This is a genomic window from Hydrogenophaga sp. PML113, from assembly GCF_001777155.1.
Classification (GTDB): domain Bacteria; phylum Pseudomonadota; class Gammaproteobacteria; order Burkholderiales; family Burkholderiaceae_C; genus Hydrogenophaga; species Hydrogenophaga borbori.
In genome coordinates this window covers 195,546-218,257 of the sequence record NZ_MIYM01000008.1, presented here as the reverse complement: position 1 = coordinate 218,257, position 22,712 = coordinate 195,546, and the positions used below count along the sequence as shown (strand labels likewise).

General features: G+C 71.6%; 24 protein-coding genes, 3 tRNA genes and 1 pseudogene. 11 read left to right on the top strand and 17 right to left on the bottom strand.

Annotated features, from left to right (window positions below):
• The 11 genes from BHU06_RS16615 to trpE all read right to left on the bottom strand — a co-directional run.
• Positions 1-127, bottom strand: a 127-nt coding sequence (locus BHU06_RS16615; RefSeq protein WP_236640437.1) for a GTP-binding protein, incomplete at its 3' end; no start/stop codon positions are given.
• A gap of 47 nt (positions 128-174) precedes the next feature.
• Positions 175-249: transfer RNA gene (locus BHU06_RS16610), tRNA-Thr, on the bottom strand.
• A 58-nt stretch (positions 250-307) separates the two neighbouring features.
• Positions 308-381, bottom strand: a tRNA-Gly gene (locus BHU06_RS16605).
• Positions 382-411: 30 nt separating this feature from the next.
• Positions 412-497, bottom strand: a tRNA-Tyr gene (locus tag BHU06_RS16600).
• A 63-nt stretch (positions 498-560) separates the two neighbouring features.
• Positions 561-1,250 (bottom strand): uracil-DNA glycosylase, encoded by a 690-nt coding sequence (locus BHU06_RS16595; RefSeq protein WP_070400313.1) that lies wholly within the window; start codon positions 1,248-1,250, stop codon positions 561-563.
• The gene (trpC, locus tag BHU06_RS16590; protein WP_070400312.1) at positions 1,247-2,047 is read right to left on the bottom strand and encodes an indole-3-glycerol phosphate synthase TrpC; all 801 of its coding nucleotides are present in this window, start codon (positions 2,045-2,047) and stop codon (positions 1,247-1,249) included. The genes BHU06_RS16595 and trpC overlap by 4 nt, the downstream gene beginning before the upstream one ends.
• A gap of 10 nt (positions 2,048-2,057) precedes the next feature.
• Complete coding sequence (trpD, locus tag BHU06_RS16585; RefSeq protein ID WP_070400311.1) at positions 2,058-3,104, bottom strand: anthranilate phosphoribosyltransferase; 1,047 nt, start codon at positions 3,102-3,104, stop codon at positions 2,058-2,060.
• A gap of 11 nt (positions 3,105-3,115) precedes the next feature.
• Positions 3,116-3,763, bottom strand: a complete 648-nt coding sequence (locus BHU06_RS16580; protein WP_070400310.1) for a LysE family translocator — start codon at positions 3,761-3,763, stop codon at positions 3,116-3,118.
• Between the two features lie 14 nt (positions 3,764-3,777).
• Positions 3,778-4,854 carry a low-specificity L-threonine aldolase gene (gene ltaE, locus BHU06_RS16575; protein WP_070400309.1) on the bottom strand — a complete coding sequence of 359 codons (1,077 nt, stop codon included), beginning with the start codon at positions 4,852-4,854 and terminating at the stop codon, positions 3,778-3,780.
• Positions 4,851-5,423, bottom strand: coding sequence for an aminodeoxychorismate/anthranilate synthase component II (locus BHU06_RS16570; RefSeq protein WP_070400308.1), 573 nt, complete (start codon positions 5,421-5,423; stop codon positions 4,851-4,853). Before BHU06_RS16570 ends, ltaE begins: the two co-directional genes overlap by 4 nt.
• A gap of 101 nt (positions 5,424-5,524) precedes the next feature.
• Positions 5,525-7,024: an anthranilate synthase component I gene (trpE, locus tag BHU06_RS16565; protein ID WP_070400307.1), complete on the bottom strand. Its 1,500-nt coding sequence runs from the start codon at positions 7,022-7,024 to the stop codon at positions 5,525-5,527.
• 395 nt (positions 7,025-7,419) lie between these two features.
• On the opposite strand from trpE, the gene BHU06_RS16560 reads away from it, so the two are divergent.
• On the top strand, positions 7,420-8,028 hold the full coding sequence (locus tag BHU06_RS16560) for a chalcone isomerase family protein (RefSeq protein ID WP_070400306.1): 609 nt from the start codon (positions 7,420-7,422) through the stop codon (positions 8,026-8,028).
• 106 nt (positions 8,029-8,134) lie between these two features.
• Positions 8,135-9,256 (top strand): ABC transporter substrate-binding protein, encoded by a 1,122-nt coding sequence (locus BHU06_RS16555; RefSeq protein ID WP_070400305.1) that lies wholly within the window; start codon positions 8,135-8,137, stop codon positions 9,254-9,256.
• 1 nt (position 9,257) lies between these two features.
• Here BHU06_RS16555 and gph read toward each other — a convergent pair whose 3' ends face one another.
• Positions 9,258-9,920, bottom strand: a complete 663-nt coding sequence (gene gph, locus BHU06_RS16550) for a phosphoglycolate phosphatase (protein ID WP_070400304.1) — start codon at positions 9,918-9,920, stop codon at positions 9,258-9,260.
• Between the two features lie 89 nt (positions 9,921-10,009).
• A complete protein-coding gene (gene rpe, locus BHU06_RS16545) occupies positions 10,010-10,687 on the bottom strand; it encodes a ribulose-phosphate 3-epimerase (protein ID WP_070400303.1) in 678 nt (225 codons plus the stop codon).
• 166 nt (positions 10,688-10,853) lie between these two features.
• Here rpe and apaG point away from each other — a divergent pair, with 166 nt between their 5' ends.
• From apaG to thiL, 3 genes are read left to right on the top strand one after another with little or no spacing between them, the layout of a single operon-like run.
• Positions 10,854-11,252, top strand: a complete 399-nt coding sequence (gene apaG / locus BHU06_RS16540; RefSeq protein WP_070400333.1) for a Co2+/Mg2+ efflux protein ApaG — start codon at positions 10,854-10,856, stop codon at positions 11,250-11,252.
• A 23-nt stretch (positions 11,253-11,275) separates the two neighbouring features.
• A complete protein-coding gene (locus BHU06_RS16535) occupies positions 11,276-13,270 on the top strand; it encodes a site-specific recombinase (protein ID WP_070400302.1) in 1,995 nt (664 codons plus the stop codon).
• Positions 13,263-14,225, top strand: coding sequence for a thiamine-phosphate kinase (gene thiL, locus BHU06_RS16530; RefSeq protein ID WP_070400301.1), 963 nt, complete (start codon positions 13,263-13,265; stop codon positions 14,223-14,225). The genes BHU06_RS16535 and thiL overlap by 8 nt, the downstream gene beginning before the upstream one ends.
• Positions 14,226-14,262: 37 nt before the next feature.
• Here thiL and BHU06_RS16525 read toward each other — a convergent pair whose 3' ends face one another.
• Genes BHU06_RS16525 through BHU06_RS16515 form a run of 3 tightly spaced genes read right to left on the bottom strand, consistent with a single transcriptional unit; the run spans position 14,263 to position 17,397 of the window.
• Positions 14,263-15,255, bottom strand: coding sequence for a Bug family tripartite tricarboxylate transporter substrate binding protein (locus tag BHU06_RS16525; protein WP_070400300.1), 993 nt, complete (start codon positions 15,253-15,255; stop codon positions 14,263-14,265).
• 46 nt (positions 15,256-15,301) lie between these two features.
• Positions 15,302-16,264 (bottom strand): PDR/VanB family oxidoreductase, encoded by a 963-nt coding sequence (locus BHU06_RS16520; RefSeq protein WP_070400299.1) that lies wholly within the window; start codon positions 16,262-16,264, stop codon positions 15,302-15,304.
• A gap of 35 nt (positions 16,265-16,299) precedes the next feature.
• Positions 16,300-17,397 carry an aromatic ring-hydroxylating dioxygenase subunit alpha gene (locus BHU06_RS16515; RefSeq protein ID WP_070400298.1) on the bottom strand — a complete coding sequence of 366 codons (1,098 nt, stop codon included), beginning with the start codon at positions 17,395-17,397 and terminating at the stop codon, positions 16,300-16,302.
• Between the two features lie 116 nt (positions 17,398-17,513).
• On the opposite strand from BHU06_RS16515, the gene BHU06_RS16510 reads away from it, so the two are divergent.
• The 6 genes and pseudogenes from BHU06_RS16510 to BHU06_RS16485 all read left to right on the top strand — a co-directional run bounded on the left by BHU06_RS16510 (position 17,514) and on the right by BHU06_RS16485 (position 21,780).
• Entirely contained in the window at positions 17,514-18,407 is an 894-nt protein-coding gene (locus BHU06_RS16510; RefSeq protein ID WP_070400297.1) for a LysR family transcriptional regulator, read from the top strand.
• Between the two features lie 35 nt (positions 18,408-18,442).
• Positions 18,443-18,949 carry a phosphatidylglycerophosphatase A gene (locus tag BHU06_RS16505; protein WP_070400296.1) on the top strand — a complete coding sequence of 169 codons (507 nt, stop codon included), beginning with the start codon at positions 18,443-18,445 and terminating at the stop codon, positions 18,947-18,949.
• Between the two features lie 2 nt (positions 18,950-18,951).
• Positions 18,952-19,434, top strand: coding sequence for a CinA family protein (locus tag BHU06_RS16500; RefSeq protein WP_070400295.1), 483 nt, complete (start codon positions 18,952-18,954; stop codon positions 19,432-19,434).
• 18 nt (positions 19,435-19,452) lie between these two features.
• Complete coding sequence (locus tag BHU06_RS16495) at positions 19,453-20,595, top strand: DNA alkylation repair protein (protein WP_070400294.1); 1,143 nt, start codon at positions 19,453-19,455, stop codon at positions 20,593-20,595.
• Between the two features lie 104 nt (positions 20,596-20,699).
• Entirely contained in the window at positions 20,700-21,116 is a 417-nt protein-coding gene (locus tag BHU06_RS16490) for a DUF3597 domain-containing protein (protein WP_070400293.1), read from the top strand.
• A 2-nt stretch (positions 21,117-21,118) separates the two neighbouring features.
• Positions 21,119-21,780 (top strand): annotated as a pseudogene (locus BHU06_RS16485) (glutathione S-transferase).
• A gap of 41 nt (positions 21,781-21,821) precedes the next feature.
• Here the strand turns inward: BHU06_RS16485 and BHU06_RS16480 are convergent.
• Positions 21,822-22,616, bottom strand: coding sequence for a YecA family protein (locus tag BHU06_RS16480; RefSeq protein ID WP_070400292.1), 795 nt, complete (start codon positions 22,614-22,616; stop codon positions 21,822-21,824).
• Positions 22,617-22,712 lie beyond the last annotated feature (96 nt).

Genomic DNA, 22,712 nt, shown 5'->3' with positions numbered 1-22,712 from the left:
CGCCGCCGAACTTGCTCGCCAGCACCGTCGTGATCGCCGCCGTCAGCGTCGTCTTGCCGTGGTCCACGTGCCCGATCGTGCCAACGTTCACGTGCGGCTTGGTCCGCTCGAATTTTTCCTTAGCCATTTCTTCAGCTCCAAAAACGAAATTGCCGAAACACCCAATCAAGCAACTGGTGCCCATGGCGGGAATCGGACCCGCGACCTCTCCCTTACCAAGGGAGTGCTCTACCACTGAGCCACATGGGCCAAGGCGCCGGCGGCAAGGCCGTCGCCTGGAATACTTTCACCCACCACCGACAGGACATGGAGCGGGAGACGGGAATCGAACCCGCGTCATCAGCTTGGAAGGCTGGGGTTCTACCATTGAACTACTCCCGCCCGGGCTGGCATGCCACATCGGTCGCGCTTTGGTGGAGGAGGCTGGATTCGAACCAGCGTAGGCGTAAGCCAACAGATTTACAGTCTGCCCCCTTTAGCCACTCGGGCACCCCTCCGTAGCGCAGCCGACGATTATGCCATGGAAATATGGCCGCCGCCCAGTGACCCCGGATGGGACTTCACCACTGGATCGGCGCGGCGCCCTGGCTGGCCAGCCAGGCGTTGACGGCGCCGAAATGCCCGCACCCCAGAAAAGGCACCGGGCCGCGGCGGGCCGACAAGGGCGACGGGTGGTTGGCTTGCAACAAGTGGTGCCGCGCATCGATCAAGGCCGCTTTCTTCTGGGCATGAGCCCCCCACAACAAGAAGGCCTTCGGGCCCATTGACGCCCCCACATGGCGGATCACAGCGTCAGTAAGCACCTCCCAACCACGACCAGCATGGCTGGCTGGAGCACCGTCCTCGACCGTTAGGCAGGTGTTGAGCAGCAGCACACCTTGCTCGGCCCAGCCGACCAGGGAGCCGTTCAGAGGCGGCGGCAGGCCCAGGTCGTGCTGGCGCTCCAGGAAGATATTGCGCAGGCTCGGCGGCCATTTCACGCCCGGGGCGACAGAAAAGGCCAGGCCCTCCGCCTGGCCCGGGCCGTGGTACGGGTCCTGCCCCAAGATCACCACGCGCACGGCATCGGGCGGGGTAAGCGCGAGCGCGCGCAGCGGCTCGGGCGGGTAGATGGTGGCGCCGGCGGCCAGCCGCGCGCGCAGAAAGGCCGAGAGCGCCTCGCCGGCCGGCGAGGCGGCGAAGGCGTCCACCACGGGCGCCCAGCCGGGCGCGACCGGCCAGTGGGCGAAGTCGGCGTTGTGCAGCCTCATGCAAACAGCTCGGCCAGCGCCAGGCCCGGCTCCGGCGCCCGCATGAAGGCTTCGCCGACCAGGAAGGCGTTCACGCCCGCCGCGCGCATGGTCTGCACGTCGGCGCGCGAGAGGATGCCCGACTCGGTGATCAGCAGCTTATCGGTGGGCACCTCGGGCAACAGGCCGAGCGTGGTCTGCAGCGACATCTCGAAGGTCTTTAGGTTGCGGTTGTTGATGCCCAGCAGCGGCGTGCGGAGCTTGAGCGCGCGATGCAGCTCCTCGCGGTCGTGCACTTCGACGAGCACGGCCATGTCCAGCCCCATCGCGATGGCCTCGAGTTCGGCCATGCGCGCGTCGTCCAGGCAGGCCGCGATGAGCAGGATGGCGTCGGCGCCCATGGCGCGCGCTTCGTAGACCTGGTACGGGTCGACCATGAAGTCCTTGCGCAGCACGGGCAGCACGCAGCTCGCGCGCGCCTGTTTGAGGAAGTCGGCCGAGCCCTGGAAAAACTGGCGGTCGGTCAGCACCGACAGGCAGGCCGCGCCGATGGCGCCATCGCCTTCGGCGTAGCTCTGTGCGATGTCGGCCGGAATGAAGTCTTCGCGCAGCACGCCCTTGCTGGGGCTGGCTTTCTTGACCTCGGCGATCACCGCGGCCTGGCCGGCGGCGACCTTGGTGCGCAAGGCGCCGACGAAGTCGCGCGTGAGCACGCGGCTTTCGGCATCGGCGCGCATGGCCTCCAGCGGCTTTTTCTTCTTCGCGGCCGCCACCTCCTGGTGCTTGACCGCCACGATCTTGTCGAGGATGTCGCTCATGCCCGCCCCTTCACGCGGCCGCGAAGGCCTTGAGCTGCTCGAGCTTGGCCAGCGCCGCGCCCGAATCCAGCGTGCGCCGCGCCAGCGCGATGCCCGCCTCCACGTCCGCCACCACGTTGGCCGCGTACAGCGCCACGCCCGCATTGAGCACCACGATCTCGCTCGCAGCCTTGAAGGCCGGGTCGTCGCGGCGCTCGAGCACGCCCAGCAGCATGGCCCGCGAGGCCTCCGGCGTCTCCACGCGCAGCGCGCGGTTGCTGGCCATGGTCAGGCCGAAGTCCTCGGGATGGATCTCGTATTCCACGATCTCGCCGTTCTTGAGTTCGCCGACCATGGTGGCCGCGCCCAGGGACACCTCATCCATGCCGTCGCGGCCATAGACCACCACCGCGTGCTCGGCGCCCAGGCGCTGCAGCGCGCGCACCTGAATGCCCACGAGGTCGGGGTGGAACACGCCCATCAGGATGTTCGGCGCCGACGCCGGGTTGGTGAGCGGGCCCAGGATGTTGAAGATGGTCTTGATGCCGAGTTCGCGCCGCACCGGCCCGACGTTCTTCATCGCCGGGTGGTGGTTGGGCGCGAACATGAAGCCCACGCCCACCTGTTCGATGCAACGCGCGATCTGCTCGGGCGTGAGGTTGATGTTGACGCCCAGGCTTTCCAGCACGTCGGCGCTGCCGCTCTTGCTGGAGACGCTGCGCCCGCCGTGCTTGCTGACGCGCGCGCCGGCGGCGGCGGCCACGAACATGCTGCAGGTGGAGATGTTGAAGGTGTGCGAGCCGTCGCCGCCCGTGCCGACGATGTCGACCAGGTGGGTCTTGTCGGCCACGTGCACCTTGGTGGAGAACTCGCGCATCACCTGCGCGGCGGCGGTGATCTCGCCGATGGTTTCCTTCTTCACGCGCAGGCCGGTGATGAGCGCAGCCATCATCACAGGCGACATCTCGCCGCTCATGATGAGCCGCATGAGGTGCAGCATCTCGTCGTGGAAGATCTCGCGGTGCTCGATGGTGCGCTGCAGTGCCTCTTGCGGCGTGATGTGGTGGATGCGTTGCATGTGGCGTCTCCTCAGGCGCGGGAAGAAGGGTGGTCGGTGAAGGCCAGGCGCAGGCCGAAGCCGATGAACAGAGCGCCCGCGGCGCGGTCCATCCAGCCCATGGCGCGCTGCAGCGTGTGCAGGCGCCGCGCGGCCCAGGCGGCCAGCCAGGCGTAGCCCAGGTTGATGGGCAGGGAGTTGAGGTTGAACAGAACGCCCAGCAGCAGGAAGCTCAGCGCCGGGTGCGCCGCGTCGGGCCGAATGAACTGCGGCACGAAGGCCAGGAAGAACAGCGCGACCTTGGGGTTGAGCACGTTGGTCAGGAAACCGCGGCGCCACACCGCCCACAGGTCGGTCTCGGGCGGCGGGCCATCGGCCAGGTTCAGGCGGCCGGTGCGCGAGAACAGCAGCTTCACGCCCATCCACAGCAGATACGCCGCGCCGATCCACTTGACCACCGTGAAGGCCGTGGCAGAGGTGGCGAGCAGTGCGCTCAGGCCGGCGGCGGCCGCGAACACGTGAACGAAGCAGCCGCCGACGATGCCCAGCGCGGCCACCATGCCGGCGCGTGCGCCGCCGCGCAGGCCGTGGCTCACGATGTAGAGCACGTCCGGCCCGGGCGTGAGGTTGAGCAGCCAGCCGGCCGCGACGAACAGGAGCAATTGCGGCAGGTCGGGCATGGCTTCGCTCCGGTTCAGTAAACCGCGGTGCCGCTCGGGCGCGGCGCCTGGCCCGAAGGGGCCTGGCCGAAGAAGCCGCGCACGGCGGCCAGCGCCCGCTCGATGCCCGCCGCGTCCACGCCCAGGTGGGTCACGAAGCGCAGGCCGATCAGGCCGGTGGCCAGCACGCCCTGGCGCTCCAGGTGGGCGAGCAGGTCGGGGCCGCGGCCGTTCGCGACGTCGACGAAGACGATGTTGGTCTGCGCCGAGCGCACCGTGAGGCCTTCGATGGCCGCCAGGCCCTGCGCCAGCCGCTGCGCGAGCGCGTGGTCGTCGGCGAGGCGGTTCACGTGGTGGTCCAGCGCGTGCGAAGCCGCCGCCGCGAGCAGGCCCGCCTGGCGCAGGCCACCACCCACCATCTTGCGCCAGCGGCGCGCGCGCTCGATCAGCTCGCGCGGCCCGCACAGCGCCGAGCCCACGGGCGCGCCCAGGCCCTTGCTGAAGCACACCGAGACGCTATCGAAGCGGCCGGTGATGGCGCGCAGCGCCGCGACCACGTCGCCGCCCGGTCCGGCGTCGGCCACCGCCGCGTTGAACACGCGCGCGCCGTCGAGGTGCAGGGCCAGCCCGTGGTCGCGCGCCAGCTCGGCCATCTCGTCCAGATAGGCCGCCGGCATGGGGTGACCGTTCCAGGTGTTCTCCAGGCACAGCAGCCGCGTGCGCGCGAAGTGCGGGTCGTCCGGCTTGATGGCGGCCCGCACGTCGGCCGGGTTCATGAGGCCTTGCGGGTCCTGCGCCAGCGGCTGCGGCTGGATGCTGCCCAGCACCGCCGCGCCGCCGCCCTCGTAGCGGTAGGTGTGCGCGTTCTGGCCCACGATGTACTCGTCGCCGCGGCCGCAATGGGCCATCATCCCGCACAGGTTGCTCTGGGTGCCGCTGCTCATGAACAGCGCGGCCTCCTTGCCGGTGAGCGCGGCGATCTTCTCCTGCAGCGCGTTGACCGAGGGGTCGTCGCCGAACACGTCGTCGCCCAGGGGCGCGGCCATCATGGCCTCGCGCATGGCGGGCGTGGGCTGCGTGACGGTGTCGCTGCGGAGATCGACGGTGTTCATGGCGCTTGCTCCAGGAAGTTCTTGAGCATCGCGTGCCCATGCTCGGTGAGGATGCTCTCGGGGTGGAACTGCACGCCCTCGATCGCCAGCGTGCGGTGCTTCACGCCCATGATCTCGCCGTCGTCGGTCCAGGCCGTGACCTCGAGCTCGGCCGGGCAGTCCTCGCGGCGGATCGCCAGCGAGTGGTAGCGGTTGACGGTGAAGCGTTCGGGCAGGCCGGCGAACACGCCGCGCTGGGTGGTGCTGATCTCGCTGGTCTTGCCATGCATCAGTTCCTTGGCCCGCACGATGGTGCCGCCGAAGGCCGCGCCGATGCTCTGGTGTCCCAGGCACACGCCCAGGATGGGCAGGCGGCCCGCGAAGTGGCGGATGGCGGGCACCGAGATGCCGGCCTCGGCCGGCGAGCAGGGGCCCGGCGAGATCACCAGCCGGTCCATGCGACCGCCGTCGAGCCGCGCCTGCAGCTCATCGAGCGTGACCTCGTCGTTGCGCACCACCTCGACCTCGGCGCCCAGCTCGCCCAGGTACTGCACGATGTTGAAGGTGAAGGAGTCGTAGTTGTCCACCATCAGGACACGAAAGCCCCCACGCCCCCCCGCTGGGCGTGGGTCACTGCCCCCCAAGGGGGCTTGAACGCCTTGGGACGGCCCGGCGTCGTTCATGATCGCGCTCATTCCAGCCCCTCCTCTACCAGTTCGGCGGCGCGCAGCAGCGCGCGCGCCTTGTGTTCGGTTTCTCTCCACTCCATCTCGGGCACCGAGTCGGCAACCACGCCGGCCGCGGCCTGCACGTACAGCACCTGGTCCTTGACGATGGCGGTGCGGATGGCGATGGCCACGTCCATGTCGCCGGCGTAGCTGAGGTAGCCGCAGGCGCCGCCGTAGATGCCGCGCTTGACCGGCTCCAGCTGATCGATGAGTTCCATGGCATGCACCTTGGGCGCGCCCGTGAGCGTGCCGGCCGGGAACGTGGCCTTGAGCACGTCCATGTTGGTCATGCCCTCGTTCAGGAGGCCCTCGACGTTGCTCACGATGTGCATGACGTGGCTGTAGCGCTCCACCGCGAAGGCCTCGGTGACCTTGACGCTGCCGGTCTTGGCGATGCGGCCGATGTCGTTGCGCGCCAGGTCGATCAGCATGACGTGTTCGGCGCGCTCCTTGGGATCGTTGACCAGTTCGGCCTCGGTGGCCTTGTCCTTCTCGGGCGTGGCGCCGCGCGGACGCGTGCCGGCCAGGGGGCGGATGGTGATCTTCTGGCCGTCCTCGGTGTGCTCCTGGCGCACCAGAATCTCGGGGCTCGCCCCCACCACCTGGAAGTCACCGAAGTGGTAGTAGTACATGTAAGGCGAGGGATTGAGTGAGCGCAACGCGCGGTAGAGCGACAGCGGCGACTCGGTGTATCGCTTCTGGATGCGCTGGCCCACCTGCACCTGCATGAAGTCGCCCGCCGCGATGAGGCCCTTGGCGCGCTCCACCGCCGCCAGGTAGTCGGCCTTGGCGAAGCCGCGCTCGGCCGGGTGGTGCTGGGTGGGCTTGACCTGCGGCGCGCTCACCGAGTACTTGAGCGCTTCCTTCAGTTCGCGCAGGCGCTTCTTGGCGCCGCTGTAGGCCTCGGGCTGGCCCGGGTCGGCGTAGACGATGAGGTAGAGCTTGCCCGAGAGGTTGTCGATGACCGCCAGTTCCTCGCACTGCAGCAGCAGGATGTCGGGGCAGCCCAGGGTGTCGGGCGGGCAGCCGGCTTCCAGCTTCTTCTCGACGTAGCGCACCGCGTCGTAGCCGAAGTAGCCGGCCAGGCCGCCGCAAAAGCGCGGCAGGCCGGGGCGCAGCGCCACCTTGAAGCGCTGCTGGTAGGCGGCGATGAAGTCCAGCGGGTTGCCGTGCGCGGTCTCGACCACCTCGCCGTCGCGCACCACCTCGGTTTTGGCCGCAGCGCCGAAGCCGCTGGCGCGCAGCAGGGTGCGCGCGGGCAGGCCGATGAAGCTGTAGCGCCCGAAGCGCTCGCCGCCCACCACCGACTCGAGCAGGAAGCTGTGGCGGCCATCGCCACGGCCGTGGGCCAGCTTGAGGTAGAGGGAGAGCGGCGTTTCGAGGTCGGCAAAGGCCTCGAGCATCAGCGGGATGCGGTTGTAGCCCTGCTGGGCCAGGCTCTTGAATTCCAGTTCGGTGATCATGTTCGTTCCATCCGTCCGGGGCCGCCGCGAAGCGGTGGGGGGTGGCGGCCGGGGGGTTCCATCGGTCCGGCAGGCGGGCTGCCGGGAGGCGCTGCGGGGAGCGGCGGCGCTCAGGCGCCCGGCCGGTCCCCGCGGGGGGAGGGGTGCACGTTCAGGCTGGCTTGCGCCAGGGCCAGGCTCCCCCGCCGAAGAGGCGCGGCAGCGAGCCGTGGGTGAGCGTGCAGGGACGAAACATGGTGAGCGCACTATATCAAAGCCCCGCGACGGGCCCATAGAGCGTGCGGCGGATCACGCCGCCAAGCTTTCGTTCTAGAGCCTTACCCGCTGGACCGGGGCCGACGGCGCGGGGACAATTCCAAAAATCGAACGACCGTTCACTTTTTGGGATGCACCCGATGCGGACCCTTCCCTGGCGCGCGCTGGCCCTGGCCGGCGCCCTGTTCTGCAGCGGCTTCGCGGCCTGGGCCGCCACCGTCGACGTGGCCGGCGTGCCGCTGGAAGACCGCATCACCGTGGCCGGCAAGCCCCTGGTGCTCAATGGCGCGGGCGTGCGCTACAAGGCGGTGTTCCAGGTCTACACGGCGGGCCTGTACCTCACGGCCAAGGCCGACACGCCCGAAAGCGTGCTGGCCAGCATGGGCCCCAAGCGCATCGGCATCACCATGCTGCGCGACATCGACGCGGCCGAGCTGGGCAAGCTGTTCTCGCGCGGCATGGAGGACAACATGGACCGCGCGGCCTTCTCCAAGCTCATCCCCGGCGTGATGCGCATGAGCCAGATCTTCGCCACCCACAAGAAGCTCAACAAGGGCGACACCTTCACCGTGGACTGGGTGCCGGGCACGGGCGCGGTGCTGACCGTGCGCGGGCAGATCGAGGGCGAGCCCTTCAAGGAGCCGGAGTTCTTCGACGCGCTGCTGCGCATCTGGCTCGGCCCCAAGCCGGCCGACTGGCAACTCAAGGACGCGCTGTTGGGCAAAGCCCGCACCGGCAACCGCCCATAACGGGCTGAGCGCCGGCCATCCCCCGAAACGGCCTCGCCGCGCGACGGGCGGCGGCATCCTGGGTACGGTACGGGGTTTCCTTCGTTCCACCCCGTCACCGAGACCCATGCGCCGCCGTCACGTCCTCCAAGCCGCCGCCATTGGCGCCGTCCCGCTGATCGCGCGGGCCCAGGAATCCAGCGACCTGGTCGTCGCCCACATCGGCCCGTTCACCGTGCTGCCGGCGCCGGACGCCAAGGAGCTGCACGAAGGGGCCTCGGCCGCCTTCAACGACCTCAACGGCAAGGGCGGCATCGCCGGCCGCAAGGTGGAGCTGCTGCGGCTGGACGACACCTACACCTTCGACGGCTTCAAGGCCCGCCTGGCCGAGGCCATGCCGCGCAAGCCCCTGGCCCTGCTGACGCCCCTGGGCTCGGCCACGCTCAAGCAGATGCTGGACAGCAAGCTGCTGGACAGCACGGACCTCGTGGTCATCAACGCCGTGCCCGGCGCCGCCGTGCTGCGCGACCCCGGCCACCCCAAGCTGTTCCATATCCGCGCCGGCGACGACCAGCAGATCCGCAAGATCGTGTCGCATGCGCGCGCGCTGAACGTGCAGTCCATGGGCGTGCTGTACCAGAACATCCCGATCGGCTCGTCCGGCCTGGCCTCGGCCAAGGCGGCCGCGCAGGGCACGGGGCTGGAGATCATCGGCGCCGAGTCGGGCACGGAGCTGGCCGACATCACCAAGGCCGCGCAGGCCATCGCCTCGCGCAACCCGCATTCGGCCATGGTCATCGGCTCGCCCAAGTTCATGGGCCAGAGCATCGCCGCGCTGCGCGCGGCGGGCGTCTCGCAGCAGCTGTTCTCGCTGTCCTACCTGCCGGCACCGGCGCTCAAGGCCCTGGCCGGCGCGGGCGCGCGCGGCGTGGGCATCGCCCAGACCTTCCCCAACCCGAACGGCGTGACCTCGCCGCTGCAGCGCGCCTTCCGCGCGGCGATGCAGCGCTCGCACCCCGAGGTGAAGACCTACACCCCGTTCCACCTCGAAGGTTATGTGACGGCCCAGGTCTTCTCCGAGGCCGCGCGCCGCGCCCGCCCGCTCACCCCCACCGGCCTGGCAGAGGCCCTGCGCCGCATGGGCGAACTCGACCTCGGCGGCTTCCGCGTGGATTTCAGCAAGGGCAACGAGGGCAGCCAGTGGGTCGACATCGGCGTGGCCACCGCCGAGGGCCGGCTGCTCTACTGATCTAGGGCAGCAGGTGCGCCGGCAGCTCGTCGAGCCGGTCGAGGTAGGCGTCGGCGTCCACGCCGCGCACCGGCTCGCCGTGGTTGTAGCCGTAGCTCACCAGCACCACCGGGCAGCCCGCCGCACGCGCGGCCAGGGCATCGTTCTGCGAATCGCCCACCACCAGCGTGCGCGCGGGCGCCACCGCCAGCGCACGGCAGGTTTCGATCAAGGGCAGCGGGTCGGGCTTGCTGCGCGCAAAGCTGTCGCCGCCGAAGACCTGCGCGAAGAACGGCGCCAGGCCCTTGGCGTGCAGCAGATCGCGCGCGAAGGCCAGCGGCTTGTTGGTGACGCAGGCCAGCGCCAGGCCGCGCCCGCGCAGGGCCTGCAGGCCCTCCACCACGCCGGGGTAGACGGTGCTGTGCGCGCCGTTGGCGACGGCGTAGTGCCGCTGGTAGCTGGCCCAGGCCTCGTCCAGCCGCGCCTGCGCGCCGGCCTCGTCCAGCCCACCGTGCCGCAGCGCGGCGCGGATCAGGTGCATCGAGCCCTTGCCCACCATGCGCTGAATGTCGGCGCGGGCCACGGCCGGGCGGCCGAGATCGCGCAGGGTGGCGTTGAGCGCGGCGTCGAAGTCGCCGAGGGTGTCGACCATCGTGCCGTCGAGGTCGACGATCAGTGCCCCCACGCTCCACCGCTGCGCGGGTGGCTGCCCCCCGGGGGGGCCGGCTGGGCTGGGGCGCGGCCCCGCGCCCGGCCGCGCGCGGATGCCGCGCATCACGCCAGCGCGGCCCGCATCTGCTCGATCACGGCCCGGTAGTCGGGCTTGCCGAAGATCGCGCTGCCGGCCACGAAGGTGTCGGCGCCGGCGTCGGCCACGCGCCGGATGTTGTCGGGCTTGATGCCGCCGTCCACCTCCAGGCGGATGTCCTTGCCGCTGGCCTCGATGCGCCGGCGCGCGTCCTCGACCTTGCGCAGCGCCGAGTCGATGAAGCCCTGGCCGCCGAAACCGGGGTTGACGCTCATGATCAGGATCAGGTCGATGTCGTCGATCAGCCAGTCCAGCACGTCCAGCGAGGCCGCGGGGTTGAAGGTGAGCCCGGCCTTGACGCCGCGCGCCTTGATGGCCTGCACGCTGCGGTGGGCGTGGGTGCTCGCATCGGGGTGGAAGCTGATGAGGTCGGCGCCGGCGTCGGCGAAGGCCTGGGCCAGCGCGTCCACCGGCTGCACCATCAGGTGCACGTCGATGGGCACCGGTGTGCCGTCGGGCGTCTTCGCGTGCGGCTTGAGGGCCTGGCACACCATGGGCCCGAAGGTGAGGTTGGGCACGTAGTGGTTGTCCATCACGTCGAAGTGGATCCAGTCGGCGCCAGCGGCGACCACCTGGCGCACCTCCTCGCCCAGGCGGGCGAAGTCGGCGGAGAGGATGGAGGGGGCGATGCGGTACGTGGTCATGGCGGGCGTTGGGCGGCGGAATCGGAGCCCGGCATTGTCTCAGGCCTCCCGCCGGGCCGCCTCCCAGGTAGGCCTGCGCCCCCATGGGGGGCAGCGACGACACGAAGTGCGCAGCGTGGGGGCTCTGCCCCGGCGGCGCGCGCGGCCCACAGGTAACATGCCGCCCATGCCCAAGTACCTCTTCACCTGCGAGGCCGAGCCTCAGTACCTGAGCGAGCAGTCCGCGCCCGAGGAAGAGCTCTACGCCTTCGCGTACACCATCACCATCACCAACCACGGCGAGGCGCCCGCGCAGCTCATCTCGCGGCACTGGATCATCGAGGACGCGCACGGCCACACCGAAGAGGTGAAGGGCCTGGGCGTGGTGGGGCACCAGCCGCTGCTGCGCCCGGGCGAGTCCTTCCAGTACACCAGCGGCACCCGCCTGCGCACGCCCACCGGCGCCATGCGTGGCAGCTTCTTCTGCGTGGCCGAGGACGGCGAGCGCTTCGAGGCCGCGGTGCCCGAGTTCGAGTTGCGCGCGGGCGGCGCCGGTGGCGCGCAGGCCACGCGCGTGCTGCACTGAAGCCCCCCACGCCCCCGGCCCGCATGGACCTGCAACAGCTCCTCGACACGATGGCGCCCGAGGCGCCGCTGGCGCAGCGCCACCTCTGGCTGGCCGACGCGCTGGCCTGGGTGCGTGGCGACGCCATCGACGTGGCCGCCGCCCTCTCGCGCGTGCGCCTGTTCGTCGGCGCGCTGGAGGCCGACCCGGCGCTGCGCGAGCGCTGGCACGCCTGGCTGCGCGCCTTCGTGGCCGGCGTCGACATCACCCCGCTGCTGGCCGACTTCGGCTTCGCGCCGCGCACCGCCTTCCTGAGCGAACTCGGCCACCGCCTGCGCCGCAAGCTGCTGCCCGGCACGCCCGAGACGCGCGACCTGGCCGAGCTGTTCTCGCTGCTGCTGCCCTCGCCCTTCGACGTGCGCTGGATCAAGGCGCTGGACACGGCCACGCTGGAGCGGCTGGCCGCGCTCACGCCCGAGCGCGGCACCGATGTGTGGAATCAGTCGCTGCTGGACGCGCTGACCTTCTGCACCAGCCAGGTCAGCGCCACCGGCTTCGCCTCCGAGATCCGCATCCGCATGTCGGCCGAGGCGCAGGCCGAGCGCCCCTTCCACGAACTGCCCGGCGTGTTCGAGGCGCTGCGCCGCGAGTTGCGCGTGCACGGCCCGCGCAGCGCCGAGGCCGAGCAGGCCGCCGAGCGCCTGCGCGGCCAGCTCGACGCCTGCCGGCACGCGGCCTACACCGTCTACCAGCACCTGGAAGAGCACGGCGTATCGGTGGGCATCGTGTTCCGCCTGCGCCAGCTGCGCGAGCGCATCGTGCGCATCAAGCAGCTGCTGGACTGCCTGCTGGCCGCCCAGCCCGGCCGCGCCAACGCCGCCCTGCTGGCCGACCTGGTGCAGGTCGGCATCGAGAACCGCAGCGTGCGCGCCCTCATCGCCGCCAGCTCGCACCTCACGGCCGCCAAGGTGGCCGAGCGCAGCGCCGAAAGCGGCGAGCACTACATCACCCGCAACGCCGCCGAGTACAAGGAAATGCTGGGCAAGGCCGCGGGCGGCGGCTTCGTGCTGGGCTTCACCACCTGGATCAAGTTCGCGCTCTACGGCGTGGGGCTGTCGGCCTTCTGGGGCGGCTTCGCGGCCGGCTTCAACTACGCGGCCTGCTTCGTGCTGATCATGCTGCTGCAATGGACGGTGGCGACCAAGCAGCCCGCCGTGACCGCGCCGGCCATGGTGGCCAAGCTGCGCGACATCAAGGCCACGGGCGCGGTGCGCCGCTTCGTCGACGAGGTGGCCAACCTGTTCCGCTCGCAGATCGCGGCCATCCTGGGCAACGTCGGCATGGTGGTGCCCACGGTGCTGCTGATCAGCTCGCTGCTGTGGTTCCTGGGCGGCGAGGCCATGATCGGCGCCGACAAGGCCCGCCACGTGCTGCACGACCTGCGCCTGCTCGGCCCCACCGCGCTGTTCGCCGCCTTCACCGGCGTGCTGCTGTTCGCCAGCAGCATCATCGCGGGCTGGGTGGAGAACTGGTTCGTCTTCCACAAGCTGGACTCCGCCATCGCCCACAACCCGCGCTTCACGCGTGTGCTGGGCCGCACGCGCGCCGCGCGCTGGGCCGGCTTCGCGCGCGCCAACGTTTCGGGCCTGGCGGCCAACGTGTCGCTGGGCTTCATGCTGGGCCTGGTGCCGGTGTTCGCGCAGTTCTTCGGCCTGGGCCTGGACGTGCGCCACGTCACCCTCTCGGCCGGCCAACTGGCGGCCGCCGGCTTCTCGCTGGGCCTGGAAGTGCTGCGCGAACCGGCCTTCTGGTGGGCCGTGGCGGGCGTGCTGGTGGTCGGCCCGCTCAACCTCACGGTGAGCTTCTACCTGGCCTTCCGCCTGGCGCTGCGCGCGCAGGCCATCAGCACCGGCAACCGCCAGCTGATCCGCCAGGCCATGCGCCGGCGCCTGCGCTCCGCGCCGCTGAGCTTCCTGCTGCCGCCGCGCGAGCGCCCGGGCCCGGACGACGAAGCCGCCGAGCCTTCCGCGCATGGGTGAGTTCGAGCTGATCGCGCGCCACTTCGCGCGCGCCGCGCCGGCCGGCGGCCCCGTGGTGCTGGGCGTGGGCGACGACTGCGCCCTGCTGCAGCCCACGCCCGGCCACCAGCTCGCCGTCAGCACCGACATGCTGGTCGAAGGCCGCCACTTCTTCGCCGGCGCCGAGCCCGAGGCCCTGGGCCACAAGGCGCTGGCGGTCAACCTGTCGGACCTGGCCGCCATGGGCGCGCGCCCACTGGGCTTCACGCTGGCGCTGGCCCTGCCGGCGGCCGACGAGGCCTGGCTCGCGCCCTTCGCGCGCGGCCTGTTCGCGCTGGCCGACGCGCACCACTGCCCGCTGGTGGGCGGCGACACCACGCGCGGCCCGCTCACGCTCAGCCTCACCGTGTTCGGCGAGGTGCGGCCCGGGCGCGCGCTGCGCCGCGACGCCGCGCGGGCGGGCGACGAGCTCTGGCTCAGCGGGCGCACCGGCGAGGCCCGCCTGGCCCTGGCCCTGCGGCGCGGCGAGCCCTGGGCGCGCGGCGAGCTGGCCGCGGTGCAGGACCGCATGGACCGCCCCACGCCGCGCCTGGCGCTGGGCCAGGCCCTGGCCGCCACCGAGGGCGTGCGCGCCGCGCTGGACCTCAGCGACGGCCTGCTCGGCGACCTCGACCACATCCTGCAGGCCAGCGGCCTGGGCGCGGAGATCGACGCTGCCGCGCTGCCAGTGGCACCGGCCTTGCGCGATCTGGATGAGGCGCACCGCCTGGACTGCCTGCTCGCCGGCGGCGACGATTACGAGCTGCTGTTCACCGCCGACCCTTCGGCCCACGCGGCCGTGCTGGCGGCAGGCGCCGGTGCCGGCGTGGCGGTCACGCGCATCGGGCGCCTGCGGGCAGCGCCGGGGTGGCGGGTGCTCGATGCGCTGGGCCGCGACCTGACCATCCGCGCGCGCGGCTTCGACCATTTCGGCTGAGCGCCGCGCCGGGTGGCCTCTGCGCAGGCGAAATGCTTCACGCCTCCGGCGTGAAGCCGATCTGCTGGACCAGGCGGGCCCAGAAGGCCGACTCCTCGCGCAGCAGCGTGGCCAACTGCGCGGGGCTGTTGGGGAAGGGCTCCATGTACAGCGAGGCCAGCCCGTCGACCACGTCGGGCGCGGCCAGCGCCTGGCGCACACCGGCGTTGAGGCGCTGCACGGTGTCGGCCGGCGCGGCGGCGGGCAGGTAGAAGCCGAACCAGCCCAGGTACTTCAGGTCGGCGATGCCCTGCTCCGCCAGCGTGGGCGTGTCGGGCGTGAAGCGGCCGCGCTGCGGGCCGCTGGTGGCCAGCAGCCGGCACTTGCCAGCCTTCACGTTGGACATGAACTCGCCGGTGGGGCCGACCACGGCGGCGATCTGGCCACCGATGAGGTCGGTGATGGCGGGCTGCGAGCCACGAAAGGCCACGTGGCGCAGATCCGCCTGGCCGGTCTTGCCCAGCGAGGCGCCGATGAAGTGGGCCGCTGAGCCCGTTCCGGCCGAGCCGAAATTGGCGCTGGCCGGGTGGGCCCGGCACCAGGCCAGGAACTCGGGCACGCTCTTCACGCTGACCGGCACCTGCGGGCCGACCGCCAGCGCGTAGTCGAAGGCCGCCGCGGCCGACACGGGCACCACGTCGCGCACCGGGTCGTAGGGCAGGCGGCGGAAGGTGTGCGGGTGCAGGCCCAGGGGCGAGGCGGGGGTCAGCAGCACCGTGGCGCCGTCGGGCGCGGCGTTCTTCACCGCCTGCACGGCGATTTGCCCGCCCGCGCCGGTGCGGTTCTCGACGACCACCGCCTTCGCGTAACCCGGGTGCAGCTTCTCGGCGACGCGGCGCCCCACGAGGTCGATGGTGCCGCCCGGCGCGAAGCCGATCAGGATCTTGGCCGTCTCCGGCGTCGGGGTCTGGGCCTGCAGGGGCGGCTGCCAGGCGGCCATCGCCAACCCTGTGGCGCTGGCCTGGCAGAAACGGCGGCGTGAAACGCTCATGGGGATGTCTCCTTTTTGTCGTGGTGGTGGGGGAAATGGAAGCCGCTCAGAGGTCGAGCACCAGCCCGGGCGTGCGCGAACGCGACACGCAGACCAGCAGGCGGCGCAGCCCGGGCCGCTCGGACTCGGGATAGACGTAGTCGCGGTGCTCGGGCTCGCCCTCGCACACGGCGGTCTCGCAGGTGCCGCACAGGCCCTCGCGGCAAGAGAAAGGAATCGACAGGCCGTTGGCCTCCAGCACCTCCAGGATGCTGCGCTCGGGCGGCACGTGAAAGCGCTGCTGGCTGCGCCGCAGCTCGACCCAGAAGCCCCCCGCCGCGGCGTCGGGCTCGGACCGCTGCGGCGCGGCGAACCACTCGAAGTGCCGCGCCGCCGCCGGCACCGCCCCGGGCGCGTCGCGCACGGCCTCCATCAGCGGGGCCGGGCCGCAGCAGTAGATGTGCGTGCCGGCACCGGCCCCGGCCACCAGGCGCGCCGCCGGCAGCGGGCCGCCGGCCTCGTCGTCGCAGTGCCATTGCACCTTGCCACCGAAGGGTGCGAGGTCCTCGTAGAAGGCCAGGCGCGAGCGGTTGCGCGCCGCGTACACCAGGCGCCAGGGCCGACCCGCGGCCTCGCACCAGCGGACCATGGACAGGATGGGCGTGATGCCGATACCGCCCGCGATGAACAGGTAGCGCGGCGCATCGGGCACCAGCGGAAAGTGGTTGACGGGCGCGCCGCAGCGCAGCGCCATGCCGGGCCGCAACTCGGTGTGCACGCAGGCCGAGCCGCCGCGCCCGGGCGCGGCGCGCCCGACGCCGATCACGTAGCGGTGCCGCTCGCGCGCGTCGTTGGCCAGCGAGTACTGGCGCACCAGGCCGTTGGGCAGGTGCACGTCGAGGTGCGCGCCGGGCTCGAACACCGGCAGGTCGCCGCCCCGCGGGTCCACCAGCTCGAGCCGCAGCACGTCGCGCGCCTCGGCGCCCATGTCGGCGATGCGCAGGCTCAGCTCGCCCGGCGCCTGGGCCATCGCGGGGCCCTTCGCCGCGTCCACCACCGGCCCCGTCACGCGGGCTGTCCCGCACCCGCGGCCGGGGCGACCATCCGCACGGCCACCGCGCTCTCGGCGGCGCGTTCCTCGGCCACCAGCTTGTCGAAGGTCCAGCGGAAGTGCGACAGCGGCGCGTCGGCCGCGACGGCCAGCATGCGAAAGCCCGGGTCCGCGTCCAGCACCTTCTGCTGCGCCTCGATGAGGTGCTTGTCCTCCATGAAGCCTTCGATCAGGCTCTGGTGCAGCGAGCGCGAGACATTGGCGTCCTCACCCTCGAAGTTGTTCAGGTAGGTCCAAAAGAAGTGCGTGGTGCGCCGGGTCTCCGGCGTCATGAACTGGCAGTTGCGGTACTCGCGGCTGCCCTCCCGGTTGCCGGTTTCCGAGCCGCTGCCGGCCGGCGAGAACATGGACTCCAGGAAGAAGATGCCCGGCACGTGCATGTGGCCGATGTTGCGGCGGTCGACCGGCAGGTCCTTCTCGGCGGCGGGCAGCACCTTGCGGTGGAACGGGGGCGGCGCCGCGTTCATGTGCCAGCGCTCCACCCGGAAGCCGCGCGGCAGGCGCTCGATGGCCACCGGCTTGGTCACGTAGGCGTACTCCTCCGAGCCGCCCAGGGTCTTGGTGTGCACGAAAGCCAGGTGCGCGAAGTCGCTGAGGTTGTCGACGATGAGCAGCCAGTTGGCCTCGTAGTGCAGGTAGTCGGGCACCCCTTTCCATTGCGGGTCGCGCAGGTAGGGGAAGTCGATGATGTCGCCGGGGTCGGCCTGGGCCGGGTCGCCCATCCAGATCCAGACCAGGTGGTCGCGCAGCACCACGGGGTAGCTCTTGACGCCCAGCTTGGGTGGCACCACCTCCTGGCCGGGGATCTGGATGCACTTGCCCGAGGCGTCGAACTTCAGGCCGTGGTACATGCAGCGCACGCAGTCGCCCTCGCGGCGACCCAGGTGCAGCGGAACGCCGCGGTGGCAGCAGCGGTCCTGCAGCGCCACCACCTTGCCGCTTTCGGACTGGTAGAGCAGCACCGCTTCTTCCAGGATGGTGCGCGCCAGCATCTTGCCGTCGATCAATTCGTGGTCCCAGGCGGCCACGTACCAGCAGTTCTTCAGGAACACCCTGTCTCTCCATGCACCAGCGGTGCGTCATGCGTTGTCGATGGGTGAGAATCCTAGGCAGCGGGCGGCTGGCGATAAACAGGCTGCCCTGGCTTCTGTGTTCGCGAACCTGAACAATGCATTGGGAAGATTTCGACGCTTTCTGCCAGGTCGTGGACCACGGCGGATTCACGGCCGCGGCGCGGGCCACCGACCGCCCCAAGTCCAGCCTCAGCGCCTCGGTGACGCGGCTGGAGGCGCAGATCGGCGCGCGGCTGCTGGAGCGCACCACGCGCCAGCTGCGCCTCACCGATGAAGGCGAGGCGCTCTACCGAGAGATAGCCAAACCGCTGGCCCAGCTGCGCGAGTTCGCCGCCGAGGCCGTCACCAAGAGCTCGCAGGTGCAGGGCACCCTGCGCGTGGCCGCGCCCTACGAGTTCGGCGCGCACCACCTGGCCAGCGTGTCCTGCGCGGTGATGAAGGCGCACCCCGAACTCAAGGTCCACCTCGACGTGGAGCACGCACGCGTGGCGCTGTTCGAGCGCCACTACGACATCGTGTTCTCCGCCATCGAACACAGCTTCGCGCCCGCCACCGTGGTGACGCGGCGCGTGTACTCGCTGGAGCGCGGCCTCTTCGCTTCGCCCGAGCTGGTGCGCGAGCACCCCGCGCTGAAGTCGCCGCAGGACCTCAACGACCTGCCTCTGCTGGCCGGCAACGACGACGCCCTCTGGAGCTTCCAGGGGCCCGGCGGCGAGCCGGTGCAGGTGGACATGCGCACCCCGCGCATGCGCAGCGGCAACGCCAGCCTGCGCCTGGCCAGCGCCAAGGCCGGGCTCGGCGTGGCGCGCATCACGGCCACCTTCTGCGAACAGGCCGTTGCCAGCGGCGCGCTGGTGCGCCTGCTGCCCGAATGGACCTGCGAGCCGCTGCGCATCTACGCCCTGCTGCCCGGCCGGCGGCTGGTGCCGTCCAAGGTGCGGGTCTTCCTGGACGCGCTGGAAGACGAAGCGCGCGGCAGCGCGGGCTGAACCGCCTGGACGCGCCGCCCACCTATCATCGACCGATGCCCTCCGACGCCCCCGCCCGCCCGACCTGGCGCTTCCTCTTCGCCCACCCCGCCCACTTCATCGCCCTGGGCGCGGGCGCGGGCCTGTCGCGGCTGGCACCGGGCACCTCGGGCACGCTGTGGGCCTGGGTCGTCTGGCTGGTGCTGGAACCCCTGCTGCCGCACAGCAGCTGGGGCCTGCTGCTCGCCGCGGCCACGCTGCTGGGCTGGTGGGCCTGCACCGTCACCGCGCGGCACCTGGGCGTGGCCGATTCGGGCCACATCGTGTGGGACGAGGTGGTGGCCTTCTGGCTCGTGCTCTGGCTGATCGCGCCCGCCGGTTTCTGGGCGCAGCTCGTGGCCTTCGCGCTGTTCCGCTTCTTCGACGCCGTGAAGCTGGGCCCCATGGCCTGGGCCGACCAAGCCTTCAAGGGCTTCGGCCCGCGCGGCGGTTTCGGCATCCTGCTCGACGACTTCGCGGCCGCGCTGTGCACGCTGCTGGTCATCGCGCTCTGGCGCTTCTGAGCATGGACGCCGCGACGCTCGACCTCGTCACCGAACTGGCCGCCCGCCTGCGCGCGCGCGGCGCCATGATGGCCAGCGCCGAAAGCTGCACCGGTGGCCTGATCGCCGCCGCGTGCACCGAACTCAGCGGCTCCAGCGACTGGTTCGAACGCGGCTTCGTCACCTACTCCAACGCCGCCAAGACCGACTCGCTGGGCGTGCCCGCCGCGCTCATCGCCGCGCACGGCGCGGTGAGCGAGCCCGTGGCGCGCGCCATGGCCGCGGGCGCGGTGGCCCATTCGGCGGCGCGCTGCGCGCTCGCGGTCACCGGCGTCGCCGGGCCCACGGGCGGCAGCGCGGACAAGCCCGTGGGCACCGTGTGGTTCGGCTGGTGCACGCCAGCCGGCGTGGCCAGCGAGCACCGCCGCTTCGACGGCGACCGCGCCGCCGTGCGCGCGCAGGCCGTGCGGCACGCCCTGGCCGGCCTGCTGCAGCGGCTGGATTGACACCCCCAGGACCCGCGCATGGCCGAAGCCTTCAAGCTGCTCATCAACCCCGACACCGTGGCGCACACCGCGCGCCACCTGCGCCGCGCCTGGCGCGGCTTCGACGCCGAGCGCTTCTCGGCCATCGCGCTCGATGGCCAGGACGGCCTGGAGTTCAAGGCCCGCGCGCACCGCCTGGCCGACGCGCTGCAGGCCACCCTGCCCACCGACTTCGACCGCGCCTGCGGCGTGCTGGAGGCCGCGCTCGCGCCGCCGCTGGCGCTGGACACCGACGGCGAGCCCGTGGGACTGCAAGGCCTGCCACCGCAGGGCGTGGGCGGTTGGGCGCTGTGGGGCGCGGGCGAATGGGTGGCGCGCGCCGGCCTGGACGAGCCCGAACGCGCCCTGCTCTGCCTGCGCGAGCTCACGCAGCGCTTCACGGCCGAGTTCGCCATCCGCCCCTTCATCGCGCAGCGCCCCGGGCTCGTGTTCCCGCTGCTGTCGCGCTGGACCGGCGACGCCAGCGCCCATGTGCGCCGGCTGGTGAGCGAAGGCAGCCGCCCGCGCCTGCCCTGGGGCCTGCGCCTGCAGGCCCTGGTGGCCGACCCCGCGCCCACGCTGCCGCTGCTGCGCGCGCTGCAGAACGACACCAGCGCCTATGTGCGCCGCAGCGTGGCCAACCACCTCAACGACATCGCCAAGGACCACCCCGAACGCGTGGCCGACTGGGTGCGCGAGCACCGCGTGGGCGCCGATGCGGCGCGCGAGGCCCTGCTGCGCCACGCCAGCCGCGGGCTCATCAAGGCCGGCCACGCGCCCACGCTCGCCGCCTGGGGCCTGAGCCATGGCTTCGACGGCGAGGCCACGCTGCGCATCGCCCCCGTAGCGGTGGCGGTGGGCGGCCAGGTGCGCCTGCAGGCCCGGCTGCGTTCGCTCGCGCGCGGCCCGCAGACCCTGGTGGTCGACTACGCGGTGCACCACGTCAAGGCCAATGGGTCGGCGTCGCCCAAGGTTTTCAAGGGCTGGAAGATCGAGCTCGCGCCCGGCGAATCGCGTGAGCTCGACAAGGCGCATTCGCTGCGCGAGGTGACGACGCGCCGGCTCTACCCGGGCCGCCACCGCGTCGAGTTGCGGGTGAACGGCGTGGGCGTGGCCGAGGCGGCCTTCGATCTGCGATCCTGAGCCGGCCCGGGGCCATGGCGCCCCCTCGAAAGGGGCGATGGACGCCCCGTCGTCATACCCCCCTCCTATACTGGCCGGCCGACCAACGACCTCAGGAGACCGCCATGGGATTCTTCAGCACCATCCTCGACAAGCTCGGACTGTCCACCGCCCAGGCCGCCACGCCGCCCGCCGCCGCGCCAGCGCCCGCCCCGGTGGCGGCGCCCAGCCCGGCCCCGGCCGCCGCCGCGCCCGCGCCGGCCGTGGTCAACCCCATCGCGATGGTGGACGTGGTCGCCCAGATGGAAAAGCGCGCGGCGGCCAACCCGCAGAAGCTCAACTGGCGCACCTCCATCGTCGACCTGCTCAAGCTGCTCGACATGGACAGCAGCCTGCAGGCACGCAAGGAACTGGCCAAGGAGCTCTACTGCCCCGACGAGTTCATGAACGACTCGGCCAAGATGAACGTCTGGCTGCACAAGAACGTGCTCGCCCACATCGCCGCCAACGGCGGCAACGTGCCCAAGGAACTGCTCGACTGAGCATGATCCGCGTCCACCACCTCAACCACTCGCGCTCGCAGCGCGTGCTCTGGCTCCTGGAGGAGCTGGGCCTGCCCTACGAGATCGTGCGCTACGAGCGCGACCCGAAGACCCTGCTCGCGCCGCCCGAGCTCAAGCGGGTGCACCCGCTGGGCAAGTCACCGGTGGTGGTGGATGGCGCGCTGGTGCTGGCCGAATCGGGCGCGATCCTGGAAACCCTGGTGGAGCGCCACGGGCCGCGGCTGCGGCCCGAGCCCGGCACGCCGGAGTTCCTGCGCTACCGCACTGGATGCACTACGCCGAAGGCTCGTTGATGCCGCCGCTGCTGCTCAAGCTGGTGTTCGACCGGGTGGAGAAGGCGCCGCTGCTCGTGCGGCCGGTGGCCAAGGCCATCTCGGCGATGGTGAAGGCGCGCTTCATCACGCCCAACCTCACGCAGCACCTGGACTTCCTGGAAGCCGAGCTGGCCGGCAGCCCCTGGTTCGCCGGCCAGTCCTTCAGCGCCGCCGACGTGCAAATGAGCTTTCCGGTGGAGGCCGCCACCGCGCGCGGCGGGCTCAACGCCTCACGCCCGCGCCTGATGGACTGGCTGCGCCGCATCCACGACCGTCCGGCCTACCGCCGCGCGATCGACAAGGGCGGACCGTTCGAGGTCCTGGGCTGACACGGCCGCACGGGTCCTTGCGGCCCCGCTCGCCGCGGGCCTCAGGCCCCGTGGCACTTCTTGTACTTCTTGCCGCTGCCGCAGGGGCAAGGGTCGTTGCGACCGGGCGTGGCGGCCTGGCGCACCGGCTCGCTGCGCGGGCCCAGGCTGGCCCAGATGCGGCGCAGCTCGTAGACGGCCCAGATGGCGGCGTCCAGTTCGTCCAGGCGGGCCTGGCTCACGCTGGGCGGCGCCTCTTCCTCGTGCAGGTTCAGCTCGGGCGTGCCGCGGTCGTCTTTGGCCACGGCGGCGATGGTGTCGAGCGCGTCGTGGATCCAGCCGGCGGTTTCCTTGTCGCGCGGCGGTACCCAATCATCTTCCCAGAGTTCCACCACGGCCAGGAAGCCCTCAGCCCAGGCCTGGCCGAACGCGGGCAGGGGTTCGCCGTCGGTGTTGGGCCGCTCGGCCTCGGGCATGGCGGCCACGGCGCCGCGCAGGTCCACCAGCTCGGGGTGGTAGCTGCGCTCGTCCGCCAGGCTGTTCACGTCGGCCAGCAGGGCGGCGCGCACCTCGGCCTCGCGGCGGGCCCACAGCACCATGAAGCGCTCGTAACGGTCGGTGCTGGGAAAGTGGGTGCCGTCGCCGTGCGGCACCGTGGGCAGCGGGCCGGTGCCCAGCAGCGCGGGCATCCATTCGCTCGCCTCGATGGGCCGGCGGGTGCAGATCAGGGCGGCCATGGCGCCTTCCAGGAATTCCCAGGGCGGCACCGCGTCGTCGCGCGAGGCGAGGTCGACGAGGATGGCGTCGAGTTCGTCGAAATCGCTGGCTTGCAGGGGGCTGTCGCTGTCGGGGGTCATCGGGAGGCGCTCGGGCGGGAAAGGGCCGCCAGTGTAGTGCCGCCCACCGCGCCGCCGGGCGCGGCGCGGGCCCCGTGGGGGGCGCCCTCACGCCGT

Bases quoted from the DNA above. Each gene is read 5' to 3' on its own strand.
- BHU06_RS16595 (WP_070400313.1), bottom strand. From the start codon at position 1,250: ATGAGGCTGCACAACGCCGACTTCGCCCACTGGCCGGTCGCGCCCGGC.
- trpC (WP_070400312.1), bottom strand. From the start codon at position 2,047: ATGAGCGACATCCTCGACAAGATCGTGGCGGTCAAGCACCAGGAGGTG.
- trpD (WP_070400311.1), bottom strand. From the start codon at position 3,104: ATGCAACGCATCCACCACATCACGCCGCAAGAGGCACTGCAGCGCACC.
- BHU06_RS16580 (WP_070400310.1), bottom strand. From the start codon at position 3,763: ATGCCCGACCTGCCGCAATTGCTCCTGTTCGTCGCGGCCGGCTGGCTG.
- ltaE (WP_070400309.1), bottom strand. From the start codon at position 4,854: ATGAACACCGTCGATCTCCGCAGCGACACCGTCACGCAGCCCACGCCC.
- BHU06_RS16570 (WP_070400308.1), bottom strand. From the start codon at position 5,423: ATGGTGGACAACTACGACTCCTTCACCTTCAACATCGTGCAGTACCTG.
- trpE (WP_070400307.1), bottom strand. From the start codon at position 7,024: ATGATCACCGAACTGGAATTCAAGAGCCTGGCCCAGCAGGGCTACAAC.
- BHU06_RS16560 (WP_070400306.1), top strand. From the start codon at position 7,420: ATGCGGACCCTTCCCTGGCGCGCGCTGGCCCTGGCCGGCGCCCTGTTC.
- BHU06_RS16555 (WP_070400305.1), top strand. From the start codon at position 8,135: ATGCGCCGCCGTCACGTCCTCCAAGCCGCCGCCATTGGCGCCGTCCCG.
- rpe (WP_070400303.1), bottom strand. From the start codon at position 10,687: ATGACCACGTACCGCATCGCCCCCTCCATCCTCTCCGCCGACTTCGCC.
- apaG (WP_070400333.1), top strand. From the start codon at position 10,854: ATGCCCAAGTACCTCTTCACCTGCGAGGCCGAGCCTCAGTACCTGAGC.
- BHU06_RS16535 (WP_070400302.1), top strand. From the start codon at position 11,276: ATGGACCTGCAACAGCTCCTCGACACGATGGCGCCCGAGGCGCCGCTG.
- thiL (WP_070400301.1), top strand. From the start codon at position 13,263: ATGGGTGAGTTCGAGCTGATCGCGCGCCACTTCGCGCGCGCCGCGCCG.
- BHU06_RS16525 (WP_070400300.1), bottom strand. From the start codon at position 15,255: ATGAGCGTTTCACGCCGCCGTTTCTGCCAGGCCAGCGCCACAGGGTTG.
- BHU06_RS16520 (WP_070400299.1), bottom strand. From the start codon at position 16,264: ATGGCCCAGGCGCCGGGCGAGCTGAGCCTGCGCATCGCCGACATGGGC.
- BHU06_RS16510 (WP_070400297.1), top strand. From the start codon at position 17,514: ATGCATTGGGAAGATTTCGACGCTTTCTGCCAGGTCGTGGACCACGGC.
- BHU06_RS16505 (WP_070400296.1), top strand. From the start codon at position 18,443: ATGCCCTCCGACGCCCCCGCCCGCCCGACCTGGCGCTTCCTCTTCGCC.
- BHU06_RS16500 (WP_070400295.1), top strand. From the start codon at position 18,952: ATGGACGCCGCGACGCTCGACCTCGTCACCGAACTGGCCGCCCGCCTG.
- BHU06_RS16495 (WP_070400294.1), top strand. From the start codon at position 19,453: ATGGCCGAAGCCTTCAAGCTGCTCATCAACCCCGACACCGTGGCGCAC.
- BHU06_RS16490 (WP_070400293.1), top strand. From the start codon at position 20,700: ATGGGATTCTTCAGCACCATCCTCGACAAGCTCGGACTGTCCACCGCC.
- BHU06_RS16480 (WP_070400292.1), bottom strand. From the start codon at position 22,616: ATGACCCCCGACAGCGACAGCCCCCTGCAAGCCAGCGATTTCGACGAA.